We start from the raw sequence: 14473 nt of genomic DNA, 5'->3' as shown, positions 1-14473 counted from the left end.
CGGCTTGGTCACATCGGGGGCAGCGAGCGACCGTCGCGCCGCTTGGGCACCACGGCCGGGGTCACCGCCGAGCCGGTCGTGGCCTCCTGGACACTCGCCTCCTGGTCCGGGCGTTTGACCTTCTCGGGCTCAGGGATCAGCAGGTCACCGATCGCGCACCCGAGCACGACGCAGATGACGTCCAGGTCCTCCAGCTTGAGGGAGACCGGGTGCCCGGACCACAGGCCGGACATCTTCCCGGCCGAGATCACCATGCCGTGTTCGGCCAGGCTCCGCTGGAGCTCGGACGCCTTCCAGATACCTCTGTTCGCGGCAGTCAGCCGCAGGTTCCACTTCATCGCAGGAGTCCTTCCAGCCGCTTCGCGGCCCGCTGCTGCCCGGCCGCCCAGGCGTCCTCGACCCGGGTCTGCTGGACGTGGATGTACCGCATCGTGGTGGCGATCCAGGAGTGACCGAGGACCTCCTGGATCGCGAGCAGATCAAGACCGCCGAGGTAGAGCTCGGATGCGCAGAAGTGCCGCAGGACGTGCGGTGTGAGCGTGTCGGCCCAGCCGGGCAGGTGGGCGTTTGCTGCGGCCGCCAGGCCGTTGCGCAGTGCGTCGTCGCCGACCCGGCGCGAGGAGCCGTCGGTGTTCTTGCGCTCGGAGGGGAACAGCGAGGCACCGGGACGGGTGTGATCGTCGTCGAACTGGCCCCAGACATCCTCGATGAACCACCGCAGTGTGCGGTCGGCGCCGTTGATCAGCGGCACCATCCGCTCGCGCGGCCCCGAGCCGCGGGCGCCCTTGCCGTGGCGGACGTGGAGCTTGCCGAAGCGGCCCAGGTCCCACTTGATGTCGGCCAGGTCGAGCTTGCATGCCTCGCTCACCCGCAGTCCGACCTGGGACATCAGCTTGGCCGCGGTGTAGTTCCGCGCGGTCGGGGCGAACTTGCGGCAACTCGCCAGCTCGCCGCCCCAGCCGGTGAACAACGTCTTGATCTCCGGCTCGGTCGGCGGGATCCGCAGAGCCGCGTCCTTGGATCCGCGCGGCCGGTTCATCTCGTCGATCGGGCACTCGACCACCCGTCCGGTCATCCGGTGGATCTCGACCTTGTGCCGCAACTCCAAGAACAGGAAATACGTGGTCAGAGACTGTGCACGGGCCAGCCGGGTGCCGCTGGGCGAGCCCCGCAGCATCTTCCCAAAGTACGTGTCGGCGTCGGCCGGCTCCATCTCCCACAGCGGTCGGCCGAACCAGGCTCGCATCTGATCCAGGTGCCCGACATCACCGCGGATCGTGCCGTCCGTCAGCCCCGCAAAGGCCCGCGCGAGCACGAAGCCGGCCAGCACGTCGGTCTCGAACTGCTCCAGTTCCTCCGCTGAGACCGGATCGCGGAACTCGCGTAGGTCGCGTACGGCTGCCAGCGCCAACCCGAGCCTCCTCACCTTCACCCCGACTGCGAGACGGTCGGACGAGATGAGAACGCTTCAAAAATCCCGAAGTTACGTCACAAGATGGAAGAGCACCCCAATGAGGAAGAACGCCCTGGCCACGAGGACAGGCGCTCAGTGAGACTCAGGAGAACTCACGGGATGTCGCACACACCTGGTGGGCGGAGGAGATACGCCCACCTTCTTCACGCCTCGAGTCGCACCGGTCCGAGCCCGGAAACGACAAGAGCCCCCCCGCCGGATGGCGAGGGGCTCCGGTGTTGATCAGGCGGCGAGGCCCGCACCGTCCATGCATGGCAGGCAGGTGCCGAGCGACGTGGGCCGCTGACCTCAATCCGGCCAATGAACCTGGCGCTGTCCGGTCGGGGCACGCGCGCAGGGTGGACTGAGCAGTGTGCGTGTCAGCCCCGGGTTCACCAGCCGAAGCTGCACAGACCTCAGCTGATAAACCAGGAACCCTTATGGAGGTCGCCGCATTGCTGGAGTGGACCCGTTCCGTCGCGCAAGCAGACCTGGAAGGTATAGGCGGTTCCTCTCGCAGGGCCAGGGAAGGTCACGTCTCCGCTGCAGCCATTATTGGATCCATTCGCGTCCTGGACTTCGATAGGGGAACCCACCATTCCAGTCCAGCTTACTCGGGCTACGGCCCGACGGCCGTCCGGTGCTCCCCTGTCACATACGTCAAGATAGCTGTAAGGGAAGTTGAGTGTGGCCTCGCCGTAGCCGAACTTGTCGTTGCCAAGGCTGTACTCATACACTTGGAGTATGTCCATCGACGATGCCGAAGCAGATGGAGCTGCTGCCATGATCGCACCGCACGCAGCAGCAGCGGCCGTCACAATCGCAGTGACACGACGTCGCATTACTTCCCCCTCTAAGTAGACGTGGCCAAGAGAATAGGCTGCGCGATCCAGGCTGTCAGGTACACGTTTTAAGACATGGCCGCCGGCACACGTTTCCGCTGGTGAGATGTACGCATTTATCGCGATAGGTCCGGATGCCCTGTCACTCTTCGCTACATGCCTGTCTGCCGAAGCTATACGAGAACCGGGCCAAGAGTCCCGTGAGTTCAAGGGAACTGAAGGTTTTTCGGCGGGAACCCGCGGGTGGGGTGTCCCGGTCCCCGGGTACGACCCTTGAATTCGTTGTGAACCCGCCCGCGTGAACTCGCTGATGTGGGGGTGTGCGTGTCGTGCGGGCCCGGTTTCACGCTTCGTCGCGGTGAGTGAGGTGGCCGTCGGTGAGCCGCCAGTAGTGCTGGTGAGGAGTCAGTTGCCAGGTCTCGTCGGCGGTGATTGCCTGCGTGATCCATTCGTGGAGTTGCGGGAGGGCCTGCGCCCGTAGAACAGCGCGGGTGGCAGCACGTTCAGTGGCATCGACGGGGTGGACGTCTATGCGGAAGCCGACCATGTCCGGGTGCATGCTGCGGCCGTAGTTGCGGAGCATCGGAGCGATCCATTCTGCTCCCAGGACAATGGTCCCGCGGTCATGCCCCGTGAGGAACCGCAGGTCCGTGACGCGGCTCATGTAAGGGCCGAGACACTCGTTGATGTCGGTGGTGGTCAGGGGCCAGGCACGGTGCCGGGGCAGTCTTCGATTTCGTGCGGACATGGCAAGCAGAATGGCAGATGGGCGTTGTCGGCTCTCGCGGGTTTGTTCGGCGGCCTGTTCCAGCAGCGCCGGTGCAGAGTCCGCGCAGCGCATCGCGGTCTTCTCGTCGAGTCCGAAGACCCCTCGCTTCACGCTAACCGTCGAGCGGTCAGACACAGTGAGAACGCTTCAGGAATCCCGAGATTACGTCAGGGCGCGAGGAGCCATCAGAGAGAGGACGAACCCCCTGGCCACGAGGTTGGGGACTCAACGGGGCTCAGGGGAACTCGCGGGATGTCGCACATGAGCAGGGACTCCCTTTGCCACAACGCACTGAACAAGAAGGGCAGCTGGAGCATCGCTTCCTCGATGCTCCAGCCGCCCTTCGGCCTCTGCGTCCCGCCAGCCCAGGGCTCTCTTCGCTCTCATGTTCAGGCCTCCGGTCCGGCCAGAGTGAAGTCGCTCTTGGTCAGCTCCGCGCGGAGCCGCTGCTCAGCTACGTCGGCGTAGTGCGCGGACAGCTCGACGCCAACGAACTGCCGTCCCTCGCGCAGGGCGGCGATGCCAGTAGAGCCGCTGCCGGTGAAGGGGTCGAGGACAGTGCCACCCTCGGGGCAGATCTGTACGAGCTGCTGCATGATCTCCACGGGCTTCTGAGTAATGTGCACCCGGTCCTTGCGTGGCTGGGAGGCGACGAAGTGGCCGGGCAGGTAGAGGTCCCGATCCTTGGCCAGGCTGCCCTTGACGCCCCACGTGATGAACTCGGCCGACTGCTTGAACCCACCCTTGCGTGGCCGGCTGGCGGGCTTGATCCACGGGATCGTTCCGCTCCATGTCCAGCCCGCCATCTGGAGAGCGTCGGATGTGGTCGGCTCCTGGCGCCAGTCCGAGAAGACGAGGGCCACCGAGTGCTCGGTGGAGGCCCGGTATGCCTCGGTGAGCAGGGCGGTGAGCCAACTCCGATAGCTCCGCTGGTCCCGGTTCTCGCCAGGGAAGTTCTGCAGGTCGTGCGCGGATCCGCTGGTGACGTACTTCGCCCGGGCGGTGCGGCCGGTGCGGTCAGAGCTGGTGCGTCCGCCGGAGTTGTACGGCGGGTCGGTGATGACGGCGTCGACGCTCTCGTCCGGGAGGGACTTCAGCACGGTGAGGGCGTCGCCTCGGTGCAGCGTGTAGCTCATGTGCGGGACCTCTTTCAGTGCGCGGCGGGACTGCGCCCGCTCCGGACGGCGTTCAACAGCAGTCGCTTCGAGCGGGGTTGCGCCGGAGGTTAACCGCGAGTTCCGGCCGCACCTAACGAGCCGCTTCACGCACCTGGGTCGGGCCCGGGAGCCGTTTGGTGCGGCCGGAATCCCGGTCTACTGTCTCGCCACATCACCAGGTCGGAACCTCGTTTCGCACCCGTTGACCTGCGCTTATCCGTGTTGTCTCGTTCGGGCGAGCAACGTGGCAATCCCGTTGGCCCTTCTTTCCTGAAGCCGTGAGGAGATCCGGTGTACCGCCTGAGATTACGAGCGCGGCCGGCTGCCGCCCATCAATTGCGACCAGCATCCGGGAGCTACCAACTCCTGTGGCCTGGGCCTGCCCTGTGAGGCGGATTCACATCGGCGTGGTGCCGGCGGCTTTGCACGAGAAGCCGGCACCACGCCTCCTACGAACATCGAGGAGCCGCTGCGATGCAGCATGGACTGATACCCCCGCGTCCCGACCCAACAACGCTGTCCGGCCGGTATCACCGTCTCGGTGAGCGGTGTCTCCGATGAAGAAGACCACCGGAGCCGTCGTCGGTCTCTTCGCGGCCGGTCCGCTACTGCTGGCGGTTCCGATCCTCGCCCTCGGCGCTGGGGCGGCTTCGGCCTCCTGCTCTGCAGGCGGTACACCGCCTGTGGCTACCTCGGCCGTCGCCGCTCAGGTGAAGGCGATCCTGGACGGCAGCGGAAAGGAAGCGGTCTCCGTGCCGGGACTGGGTGATCCGGCGGAGCAGGTGCCCAACGCCAAGACGATCCAGGCCACCGGCGTCGCGATGAACGTTCCGGCCCGTGGGCAGGTCGTGGCCCTGGCGACGGCCTTGCAGGAGAGCGGACTGCGGAACCTGACCTACGGCGACCGCGATTCGCTGGGACTGTTCCAGCAGCGTCCGTCGCAGGGGTGGGGCACCGCGAACGAGATCCTCGACCCGGTGCACGCCTCGACCAAGTTCTACGAGGGGCTGAAGAAGGTCTCGGGCTGGCAGTCCCTCTCTGTCACCCAGGCCGCTCAGGCGGTGCAGAGGTCCGGCTTCCCGGAGGCTTACGCCAAGTGGGAGCCACTGGCCACCGCGTTGCAGCAGGCGATCGAGCCCCTGCTGCCGAAGGCCGACGGAGCATCAACGGCTCCTTCGCCGTCCGGTTCGGCTAGTCCCACCGGCCTTGCGGGCGGCTGCACGACGGACGGGGACGGCACCGGCTTCGGGACCATTCCGGCGGGCGCGGTGCCTGACGGGTACGAGATTCCCGCGGACGCTCCGCGCGAGGTCCAGACAGCGATCCGCTGGGCACTCGGCCAGCTCGACACCCCGTATCAGTGGGGCGGCAGCTGCACCGACGCCCATGGGCCGGACCCCATGGGCCGGTGCGACTGCTCCTCGCTGATGCAGCAGGCGTACAAGGCTGCCGGGGTCACCCTGACTCGGACGACGTACACGCAGGTCAAGGACGGCAAGTCGATATCGGCCGATGCTCTCCGGCCAGGAGACCTCCTCTTCACCGAGGGGTCGGTCAGCACTCCTGAGCACGTCGGCATGTTCATCGGCCAGGGCCTGATCATTCACGCCCCCCACACCGGTGACGTGGTTCGCATCACGACCCTCGCGTCCTGGAAGCCGCAGATCCTCGCGGCCCGCCGAGTCGCCTGATCTGCCCTTCCTCCACCCCCCTTCCGCTCTCGCACCGTCGCTCCGCCCGCTCGGGCTTTGACGCGTATTGAATCGAACTGGAGTTCTTACATGTATCTCGCGGACAAGGTCGTCCAGCTCGCCTACGACCCCGGGATCAAGCCGAACGAGGGCGGGCTGCCCGGCCTCGCCGTCCTCAAGCAGGTGATGGGCTCCATCAACCTCTTCGGCATCATCGCCGTGGTCGGCGCGCTCGCCGTCAGTGCGGGCGTGTGGGCGTGGGGCCATCACTCCGGCGGCCACCAGGCCGAGGCCAACGGCAAGAAGGGTGTGCTGGTCAGCGCCGGTGCGGCGCTCCTGTTGGGTGCCGCGAATGGTGTGGTGGCGTTCTTCAGCACGCTGGGGACGCAGGTCCGCTGATGTCCTCCCGCTCCTCGAACCCCGGCGGCGCATCGAGCGTGCGCCGCCGGGCGCTGCTCGGCACCGCCGTCCTGGTGGTGCTCGTCGCCCTGGCCGGTCTGGCCGCCTACCTCACCCGCGACGGCAGGGAACCCGCCAAGCCCCCTGCAACTCAGGCAACTTCGGTCTCCCCCTCTGTCCCGGCCGTTTCGCCGGCCGGGTCGCCGTCGCCGATCACAAGCTCCGCCGCCCTCCCGGTCCCACCGGACACGCACGATCCGATCGCGTTCGGGAAGGCAGCCGCCACAGCTCTGTGGTCCTACGACACCCGCGCGTACTCCCAGGCGGAGTTGCTGACCTCTCTGCACGGGTGGCTGACCACCGAGAGCAAGTACGCCGACCGCGACTCGGTCGACGCGGTCGTTCCCTCGCCCGTGCTGTGGAAGAACATGGCCGTCAACGGCCAGTTCGCCACTGCGACCGTGAACGAGGGGCACTTCCCGGACGCGTTCACCCAGGCCCTTCAGGCGGCCCCCGGGACGATCACGCAGGCGTACGTCTACGCGGTGACCGTCTCCGGCAAGCAGTCGATCGCCTGGAACGGCTCGCCCGCCGGTGGTGCGGAGAACCGCGTCACCACCCTCGCGGTCCAGTGCCGGCCCGACCGTCCCTGCGCCCTGGCCGGCGTCATGCCGTCCGTCGCGCCCTGATCCCCAGCCCGGAAAGGAGGTACCACCATGGGAGTCTGCGACCTTCCGCTGATGGACAAGGTCTGCGGCGCTGTCGACTTCGCCACCAACCCCGCCGGGGCCGTCACCGACGGCATCGGGGCATGGATCGCGAAGTCCATGGGTGAACTGGCCGCCAGCGCGGCTGATCTCGCCGCCAGGACCGTCAACGCGACCACCGCCATCGACCTCAACGCGTCGTGGTTCCGGGAGAACTACGAACTGCTGCTGCCCATCGGGCTCGCGCTGACCGTCGGCACGTTCTGCATCCAGTTGATGCTCGCGGCCTGGCGACGCGACGATCGAGCCTTGGCCCAGGCAGCGATCGGCACCATGACCGGTGTTCTGTTCAGCTTCTGTGCCATCGCCTTCACCTCCGTCGCCATCACCGTGGTCGACGCCTTGTCCGACGGCCTGTTCCAAGCGGCCAACAGCTCGGTCGACGACGCGATCCGCCGAGTGGTGAAGGTCACCGAGCTGGGGGCGATGTATGGCCTCGGCTGGGGAGTCCCATCCCTGGTCGCCCTCGGATGCGCGATCGGCGCGTTCCTGTACTGGGGCGTCATGGTCGCCCGCAAGGTCGGCGTCCTCGTCATGGTCTCCCTCGCCGTCTTCGCCGGAGCCGGCGGAGGCTGGGAGGTCGCCAAGCGGTGGCGGCGTGGCTGGATCGAGGCCACCGCCACCCTGGTCGTCTCGAAGCTACTGATGACCGTGGTCTTCCTCATCGGCGTCTCGGCGATGGGCAAGTCGGACCCCCACGACGGGATGGCCGCCCTGTCCGACGCGATGGCCGGCATCGTCGTGATGGTCCTGGTCCTGCTGTGCCCGTACGCGACGTACAAGTTCGTCCACTGGGCGAGCGACGGCGGCGGCCATGACGACCTGCACCGCACCGGCGTCGCCGGCATGGCGGTCGCCGCGGGGGCCGCGAAGACCGCGGGCAGCATGGCGATGCGGGTCGGCGCAGGCGCCCCTTCGCCGCAGGGTCCGAGCCAGGTACCGGGCGCAGGCACCGACGGTGTCGCCTCCGGCATCAACCCCGCCGGTGGCAACCTCAGCAAGGAGGGCATCGACTCCGGCCCGCCCAAGCCGCAGACCAGCTTCCGCTACGGCGAGGACCCGAACGCCACCGGCGACAAGGGCCGCGCCCTGATCCAGCGCTCCGGCATCCCGCCGCTCATCACCCGGCCCAGCGAGGGTGAAACGGAGGGGGGCGAAGGATGCGCCCCGGGTGCGCGGTTCGCCGGCACGTCGGCTCCGGTCAGCAGCGTCGTCCGTGCCGGTGCCGCGTCCCCCGCCGGCCCTGCGCCCGGGGAGGGACCGAGCAGCCCTGCCTCACCGCCACCGTCCTCGACGGAGCCGTCGGCGACCGGTTCCCCGACGCCGACGAGCTGGATACAGCAACCCACCTGGCCGCCCTCGGGTTCCTGACCAACCACAACCGGGGGCGGGCTGCACTCACAGCCCGCCCCCGCTCCCCTCGCACCACCGGCCAGGAGAAACGGAGCCTCGCCGTGTCCTCCAGTAGAAGAGCACCGCACACCTCGCCCTCAGTCCGCTCCCACCGTCTGGAACCGCCATGTCCGTCAAACCCCCGGCCGAAACCACCACGGCCACCGTGAAGTTCCCGCACCGCAGCAGGCGCGGCATCCTGCTCGGCCTGACCGCCCCGCAGCTGATCATCGTCGGCCTCGCCGGTCTGCTCCTGCTCGCCGTGATCCTCGCCCGCGGAGTGGTCGGCGCTCTCGAACTCATTCCGGTATGGGCCGCCGTCGCCCTTCTCGTCTTCGTCCGCCACCGAGGCCGTGCCCTGGCCGACTGGACTCCGATCGTCACCCGATACGTGGTCCGCCGGCTGCGCAAGCAGTTGGTCTGGCTCACCCGCCCCTCGCACCGCCCGGTCCGCGAAGGGCTCCTCCACCTGCCCGGCACAGCGGCCAGTCTGCGTGTCGTCACCGCACCCGACCGCCGCTACGGCGCGGTCCACGACCCGCACACGGGCACGCTGACCGCCGTCGTCAAGGTCTCCTCCCGCGCCTACGCTCTGCTCGACCCCGGTACGCAGAACGCCAACGTCAGCGGCTGGGGACGCGCCCTTGCCGCTCTGGCCCGTACCGGCCAGGTAGCCAGGATCCAGGTGATCGAGCGCACCGTCCCGGACTCCGGCGACGCGCTGCGCCGGTACTGGGAGGAGAACGGCCGGCCCGACACCCCCATGGCCGGTGCGATCTATGGCGAACTGATCCGGAGCGCGGGCCCGGCCGCGGCACCGCACGAGGCGTACGTCGCCGTGTCGCTGGACGCCAAGGCCGCACGCCGCCTGATCAACCAGGCCGGAGGCGGCCTCACCGGATCCTTCAACGTCCTGGGCCAACTGACCTCGACGTTCGACCAGGCCGCACGGACCGCCGGGCTCAACCCCACGGGTTGGCTCACCGCTCGCGAGATCGCGGCTGTCGTTCGAACCGCGTACGATCCCAAGGCGCTCTCCGCACTGGCCCGTTGGTCGGTCAGCGGCCGCCCCGAGGCAGAGCCCGCTGCCGCCGGCCCGGTCGTGGTCGTCGAGAAGGCGGACCACATCGCTACCGACTCGGCCGTCCACGCCACGTACTGGATAGAGAACTGGCCCCGCACCGAAACCTCGGCCGGCTTCCTGCACCAGCTCCTGTTCACCGCCGGGGTACGGCGCACGCTGTCGCTGTCGTACGAGCCGAAGGGTCTGGACGCCGCTCTGCGTGACGTCCAGCGCAGGAAGGCCAGCGTGATCGCGGATGCTGCGGAACGGACGCGGCGTGGGCAGGTCGACTCCGAGGCGGACTCGATCGAGTACCAGGACATCAAGTCCCGTGAACGCCAGCTCATCGCGGGGCACGCGGACGTCGCGTTGACCGGGCTGCTGACCGTCTCGGCCGACTCCGAGGAGGAACTGCGTTCCGCCTGCGCGGTCGTGGAAACCGCAGCCGTCGGCGCGCAGCTCGATCTGCGGCCGCTCACCTGGCAGCAGGCCGAGGCGTTCACCGCCGCCGCCATGCCGCTCGCCCGCACCGTCTGAAACCGGCCTTCGTCCCCTTCTCTCCTGTGAAAGAGCGCCCGCATGTCCCGCACCGCCAGTACGACCGCGCAGGACTTCGTGCCCTTCGCCACCGCCGCGCTCGACTTCCACCGCGCGCTCAACATCCCGGGCGGTCCGCTCGTCACCACCCGACCCGAGCTGGACGCCCTGCACGCCCATCTCGTCTCGCTGTACGAACTGCTCGACGCCCACGCCTCCCGCACGGGACAGCTCGTCCCTGTCGAGGGCGACGCCCTCCGTGCCGCCCGCACCAGGGCCTGGCAGGCCGCCGACCACATCCACACCGCCTACCACGCGGCGCCCCGGCCGGACTCCGGCGAAGTGACCGAACCCGAGGCGTGCCGGGCCGCCCTGCCCGAAGGGGCGCCCGAGCTGACCGTCTGCCAGCGCCACCAGCGCACCGCGCGCATCGTGCGCCGCCGCACCACCCCTGCCGACCTGCACGCACCGTTCACCGGCCTCGTACGCCACTGACCCCGCCTTCCACTTGGAGAACGTTCATGCCCCGCACCCGCGCCTGCGCCTCCCACCTGTTCGTCCCCCGCAAGGCGACCCGTGCCGAGCAGCGGGCCGCCCGAAGCGGTTTCGCCGAGGCCCGTCGTCAGGCGCGCCTGGCCGGCGCCGCGCCCAAGCACCGTGCCGCGGAATTCCTCGATCCGGAGCTGCGCCCGGTCTTCCCGTCGTCCGGGCGCCCCGGCTCCTCCTCGGCTCGGGGCGGCAAACTGCGCCTGCCCGCCCACCGGATGACCACCGCCACCGTGTCCGGGGCCTACCCCTTCCTCGCGGAGGGCGGCCTGGGCGCGGAGGGCATCTTCATCGGCCGCGACGTACACGCCGAAGCAGCTTTCTGTTACGACCCGTTCTCGCTGTACAGCAGCGGCAGGATCGAGGGCTTCACCAACCCGAACGCCGTCCTGGCCGGGATCATCGGCATGGGCAAGAGTGCGCTGGCCAAGTCGATAGCCACCCGGGCGATCGCCCACGGCTACCGGGTCTACGTCCCCTGCGACCCCAAGGGCGAGTGGACGGCCGTCTCACAGGCTCTCGGCGGCTACAGCATCGCGCTGGGGCCGGGCCTCCCCGGCAGGCTGAACCCGCTGGATGCCCCGGCCCGGCCCGTCTCAGTGAGCGAGAGCGACTGGGTAACCGAGGTCCGAAAGCGCCGCCTCCTGCTCCTGGCCAGCCTCGCCCGCACCGTCCTCATGCGCGACCTCCTGCCCATGGAGCACACGGCCCTGGACCTCGCGCTCGACCTGGTCGTCGCCGAGGCCAACGCCGTCGGCACGGTGCCGCTGCTCGGCGAGATCGCGCACGCCCTCGGCTCGCCCGAGCGCCTCGACCGGGCCCTAGGCGACCAGGCCGGACACATGGGACCCGCCGCACAGGACCTCGCACACGCCCTGCGCCGCCTGGTGCACGGCGACCTGAGCGGCATGTTCGACGCCCCCTCGACCGTGACCTTCGACCCGGCCACCCCGATGCTGTCCATCGACCTCTCCCGCCTCAGCGGCTCCGGCGACGACACCGCCCTGGTCCTGGCCATGACCTGCGCCTCGGCGTGGATGGAATCCGCACTCGCCGACCCTAACGGTGGCCGACGCTGGATGATCTACGACGAAGCGTGGCGCGTGATGCGGCACGTCGGCCTGCTGGAACGCATGCAGTCCCAGTGGAAACTCTCCCGCGGCCTCGGCATCGCCAACCTCATGGTCATCCACCGGTTGTCGGATCTGCTCTCGGCAGGCGATGCCGGCTCACGCGGCCGGGTGCTGGCGGAGGGCCTCCTCGCCGACTGCTCCACCCGCATCATCTACCGCCAGGAACCCGACCAACTCGCCGCAGCCGCTTCACTGCTCGGTCTGACCGGCGTCGAGACCCAGGCAGTCTCCGCCCTGACCAAGGGCCGAGGCCTGTGGAAAGTCGCAGGCCGCTCCTTCATCACGCAGCACATCCTGCACCCGGCCGAGCGCGAACTCTTCGACACCGACGCCCGCATGTCGGCATAAGCCCGTGGGTTCGTCTGCTCGCTAACACCCTCCCGGCAGGCGCCAGCACAAGAACGAGGACCAATCATGCCCATTTATCCCGCTTCTCATGAAGGCCAGCCCCTGACGGCCACCGATCAACTGGCATGGAGGCAGCACATCCCGGCGCTCGCCTCCGCCGCCGCCGGCATCAGGCAGGCATCCGACGCCTGGGACGCGGTCTCGGACTCCTTCTGCGACGAGGACGGCTGGTCCATCGACGAGAAGGGCTACGCGGACGGCAAGGTGACCCGTGACGCAGAGGCCTGGAAACACGTCGAGGTCTTCCTCACCTACGGCCCCGAGGTCCTGGCGGGAGTCCGTGCCACCGCCCACGGTGCCGACTACGTCGAGGGGCCGGTCAGCGAGGACCTCCGGCAGCTGCGCGGGATCGACACCACTCTGGAACGGGCAGGCCAGGTCCGGCACGAGTGGGACCAGGTCATGGCGCTCATGGACGACTCGCTCCCTGACTCACGGGAGATCTATGCAAGCCATGCGCAGGAGATCCGCAACTCCGAAGGCTGGCACTACGCCGACGAGTTGTCCCTTCAAGGCCCGGCACTCGCTCGGGCTGCCAGCTACTTGGCCGAGCAGGCGGATCCCGATCGGCCCTCGCAGAACGACCGAGCCCAGGTGGCCCTCGCTCGCTCCGCTCTCGGCAACCGCGAGGCCTCGCCCGCTTCGCCTCCCGCACCACCGGCGTCGCACCCGAAGCCCCCACGTCATTCCCGCTGACGTCGATAGCACCGAGTTCCGGCGGGACCAACCGGCCGATCGCCGCATCCTCGTGGAACGCCACGCCCCTCGCCCCTCGCCCCTACCAGCTGCACGTGCCTGCGGCTCGCGCCGTCGGCCGCCGGGGCACCCAGCCGGGGAGAAGCCCTATGCATTCCGATCCACCCCTGGTTCCACTCCAGCAGGAGGACCCGCCCATCACCGCTCACCCCAGCGAACTGCTCCCCCAACAGGCGACTGCCGACATGCCGGGACCTGCGCACGGGTACGGCCACCTCGCCGCGCCCCTCCGGCAGCGCGGCCGGGAGTGCACTGTCGAGTACGGGCTCAGCGACTACATCGTCCGCATCGCCCTCCCAGACGGCAGCTCGCTGAGCATCTCGCCGCCCCAGGAACCGCCGACCGACCACCCACCCGGGCGCCCCGAAAGCTGGCTGGTGACCCGCGGGCATCCCGACGACTACACAGTCCATGAAGTGATCTACGACTCGGAGCCAGGCGGCCCCCATGCCCGGCACGGCGGCAGCGCGGTCAGCCTGCTGGACGCCATCGACGGGCACCTCGATCAGCTCGGTCTTCCTCCACGACCGGACGCCGCCTCGTCGCGAGTGAGTGCCGCCCGCGCACTCTCACCGACGGCCCAGTACACGCCCGCGGCACCGAGGTCTGCGGCTTCGGCCGTACGCCCCGTACCGCCGCCTGCCCGTGTCCCGTCCGCGCCCGGTCGCTGACCGCTTTCCGCCTCGGAGTACCCCGTGCCCCTCGCCAGCAGAACCATTCCGGCCCTCGACCACCGCGCTCCCCGAGCCTGCATCGGATGGATCAGCCATGCCCACCCACTACGACTCGCTTCCCGACGTCGCGATCGGCCACCACCCCGCCTACGGCATCGTCGCCGCGAACCCGAAACACCTCCCAGCCAGCGCATGGATGCTGAAGGGCTTCGACTTCCACCCCGTCCCGGACCAGCCGACGCTGTACGCACTGGCCGACCAGCAACGTGACGGACAGGGCCGCGTCACCCGGGCTGTCACACTGCTGCGCAACGCCGGCTACCAGGTCGACGTAGATGCCGCGTTCGACCCATCACTGGCCTCCGAAGCGGGCTCCGTCCGTGGCCGGTCTCCGGGCGCAGTTCCCGACGTCGCGTTCGCCGAACATTCGCAGCTCGGCATCATCGCGGCCACCGATGACCACTCCTCCGCGCTCGGCGGCCGCCTCATCCTGGAGGAACACGGCTGGCACCATATCCCGGACCTGGACATCTACACGCTGCCCCTCACCATCGACCGCAGCGAAGCCCTGGGGAAGGTCGCCGGCGCCACGCTGTCGATGCATCGATCCGATCTCCAGGTCGCGGTCCAGCCCTCCCTCGCCCAGGACGTAGCGGCTCGCCGCCCTCCTACGCCCACAGCAACCGCGCGCCCCCACCACGACCGAGGCTTTACCTGTGCCTCCCGCGTCAGCGCCGCCGCTCTCGCGGTCAGCCCAGTCCGCGACGGCCTCCCGGCCATGGTGCCGGTTCCCGCTCCCACCGCCTCCGCTCCGGCGACCCGGCCGGTCGACCCTCGCATCGCCTTCGCCCTCAACCGCTGACCCCACCTCCCGTAGCGAGCGCCC

The 14473-nt window shown here is 69.0% G+C and carries 14 protein-coding genes; 10 read left to right on the top strand and 4 right to left on the bottom strand.

Annotation, left to right across the window (positions count from 1 at the left end; translation table 11 throughout):
* Nucleotides 1-8 precede the first annotated feature (8 nt).
* The 4 genes from ACFWVP_RS16645 to ACFWVP_RS16630 all read right to left on the bottom strand — a co-directional run bounded on the left by ACFWVP_RS16645 (nt 9) and on the right by ACFWVP_RS16630 (nt 4200).
* The gene (locus ACFWVP_RS16645; protein ID WP_384497260.1) at nt 9-338 is read right to left on the bottom strand and encodes a helix-turn-helix domain-containing protein; all 330 of its coding nucleotides are present in this window, start codon (nt 336-338) and stop codon (nt 9-11) included.
* Entirely contained in the window at nt 335-1411 is a 1077-nt protein-coding gene (locus ACFWVP_RS16640; RefSeq protein ID WP_384497258.1) for a tyrosine-type recombinase/integrase, read from the bottom strand. Before ACFWVP_RS16640 ends, ACFWVP_RS16645 begins: the two co-directional genes overlap by 4 nt.
* Before the next feature lie 1227 nt (nt 1412-2638).
* The gene (locus ACFWVP_RS16635) at nt 2639-3199 is read right to left on the bottom strand and encodes a hypothetical protein (protein WP_384497257.1); all 561 of its coding nucleotides are present in this window, start codon (nt 3197-3199) and stop codon (nt 2639-2641) included.
* A 254-nt stretch (nt 3200-3453) separates the two neighbouring features.
* Entirely contained in the window at nt 3454-4200 is a 747-nt protein-coding gene (locus tag ACFWVP_RS16630) for a DNA-methyltransferase (RefSeq protein WP_384497255.1), read from the bottom strand.
* Between the two features lie 578 nt (nt 4201-4778).
* Between ACFWVP_RS16630 and ACFWVP_RS16625 the strand changes: the two genes are divergently transcribed.
* The 10 genes from ACFWVP_RS16625 to ACFWVP_RS16580 all read left to right on the top strand — a co-directional run bounded on the left by ACFWVP_RS16625 (nt 4779) and on the right by ACFWVP_RS16580 (nt 14449).
* Nucleotides 4779-5912: a C40 family peptidase gene (locus ACFWVP_RS16625; RefSeq protein WP_384497253.1), complete on the top strand. Its 1134-nt coding sequence runs from the start codon at nt 4779-4781 to the stop codon at nt 5910-5912.
* A 90-nt stretch (nt 5913-6002) separates the two neighbouring features.
* Nucleotides 6003-6311, top strand: a complete 309-nt coding sequence (locus ACFWVP_RS16620) for a DUF6112 family protein (RefSeq protein WP_266621993.1) — start codon at nt 6003-6005, stop codon at nt 6309-6311.
* Complete coding sequence (locus tag ACFWVP_RS16615; protein WP_384497251.1) at nt 6311-7000, top strand: hypothetical protein; 690 nt, start codon at nt 6311-6313, stop codon at nt 6998-7000. Before ACFWVP_RS16620 ends, ACFWVP_RS16615 begins: the two co-directional genes overlap by 1 nt.
* Before the next feature lie 27 nt (nt 7001-7027).
* Nucleotides 7028-8449 carry an ATP-binding protein gene (locus ACFWVP_RS16610; protein ID WP_384497250.1) on the top strand — a complete coding sequence of 474 codons (1422 nt, stop codon included), beginning with the start codon at nt 7028-7030 and terminating at the stop codon, nt 8447-8449.
* A gap of 148 nt (nt 8450-8597) precedes the next feature.
* Nucleotides 8598-10070, top strand: a complete 1473-nt coding sequence (locus ACFWVP_RS16605) for an SCO6880 family protein (RefSeq protein ID WP_384497248.1) — start codon at nt 8598-8600, stop codon at nt 10068-10070.
* Nucleotides 10071-10112: 42 nt separating this feature from the next.
* Complete coding sequence (locus ACFWVP_RS16600) at nt 10113-10565, top strand: DUF6238 family protein (protein WP_384497246.1); 453 nt, start codon at nt 10113-10115, stop codon at nt 10563-10565.
* Between the two features lie 26 nt (nt 10566-10591).
* Complete coding sequence (locus ACFWVP_RS16595) at nt 10592-12097, top strand: ATP-binding protein (RefSeq protein WP_384497245.1); 1506 nt, start codon at nt 10592-10594, stop codon at nt 12095-12097.
* A 66-nt stretch (nt 12098-12163) separates the two neighbouring features.
* Nucleotides 12164-12853: a hypothetical protein gene (locus ACFWVP_RS16590; RefSeq protein WP_384497243.1), complete on the top strand. Its 690-nt coding sequence runs from the start codon at nt 12164-12166 to the stop codon at nt 12851-12853.
* Nucleotides 12854-13002: 149 nt separating this feature from the next.
* Nucleotides 13003-13584, top strand: coding sequence for a hypothetical protein (locus tag ACFWVP_RS16585; RefSeq protein ID WP_384497241.1), 582 nt, complete (start codon nt 13003-13005; stop codon nt 13582-13584).
* A 97-nt stretch (nt 13585-13681) separates the two neighbouring features.
* A complete protein-coding gene (locus tag ACFWVP_RS16580) occupies nt 13682-14449 on the top strand; it encodes a hypothetical protein (protein WP_384497239.1) in 768 nt (255 codons plus the stop codon).
* Nucleotides 14450-14473: the final 24 nt, after the last annotated feature.

Origin of the sequence: Streptomyces sp. NPDC058637 (assembly GCF_042717325.1) — a bacterium.
Taxonomy (GTDB): Bacteria; Actinomycetota; Actinomycetes; order Streptomycetales; family Streptomycetaceae; genus Streptomyces.
Note: the sequence above shows the minus strand (reverse complement) of the source record. Positions and strands in the feature narration are given on the sequence as shown.

What these genes read in the sequence shown, in the direction of transcription:
- ACFWVP_RS16645 (WP_384497260.1), bottom strand. Translation starts at nt 338, where the DNA reads ATGAAGTGGAACCTGCGGCTGACTGCCGCGAACAGAGGTATCTGGAAG.
- ACFWVP_RS16630 (WP_384497255.1), bottom strand. Translation starts at nt 4,200, where the DNA reads ATGAGCTACACGCTGCACCGAGGCGACGCCCTCACCGTGCTGAAGTCC.
- ACFWVP_RS16625 (WP_384497253.1), top strand. Translation starts at nt 4,779, where the DNA reads ATGAAGAAGACCACCGGAGCCGTCGTCGGTCTCTTCGCGGCCGGTCCG.
- ACFWVP_RS16620 (WP_266621993.1), top strand. Translation starts at nt 6,003, where the DNA reads ATGTATCTCGCGGACAAGGTCGTCCAGCTCGCCTACGACCCCGGGATC.
- ACFWVP_RS16615 (WP_384497251.1), top strand. Translation starts at nt 6,311, where the DNA reads ATGTCCTCCCGCTCCTCGAACCCCGGCGGCGCATCGAGCGTGCGCCGC.
- ACFWVP_RS16610 (WP_384497250.1), top strand. Translation starts at nt 7,028, where the DNA reads ATGGGAGTCTGCGACCTTCCGCTGATGGACAAGGTCTGCGGCGCTGTC.
- ACFWVP_RS16605 (WP_384497248.1), top strand. Translation starts at nt 8,598, where the DNA reads ATGTCCGTCAAACCCCCGGCCGAAACCACCACGGCCACCGTGAAGTTC.
- ACFWVP_RS16600 (WP_384497246.1), top strand. Translation starts at nt 10,113, where the DNA reads ATGTCCCGCACCGCCAGTACGACCGCGCAGGACTTCGTGCCCTTCGCC.
- ACFWVP_RS16595 (WP_384497245.1), top strand. Translation starts at nt 10,592, where the DNA reads ATGCCCCGCACCCGCGCCTGCGCCTCCCACCTGTTCGTCCCCCGCAAG.
- ACFWVP_RS16590 (WP_384497243.1), top strand. Translation starts at nt 12,164, where the DNA reads ATGCCCATTTATCCCGCTTCTCATGAAGGCCAGCCCCTGACGGCCACC.
- ACFWVP_RS16585 (WP_384497241.1), top strand. Translation starts at nt 13,003, where the DNA reads ATGCATTCCGATCCACCCCTGGTTCCACTCCAGCAGGAGGACCCGCCC.
- ACFWVP_RS16580 (WP_384497239.1), top strand. Translation starts at nt 13,682, where the DNA reads ATGCCCACCCACTACGACTCGCTTCCCGACGTCGCGATCGGCCACCAC.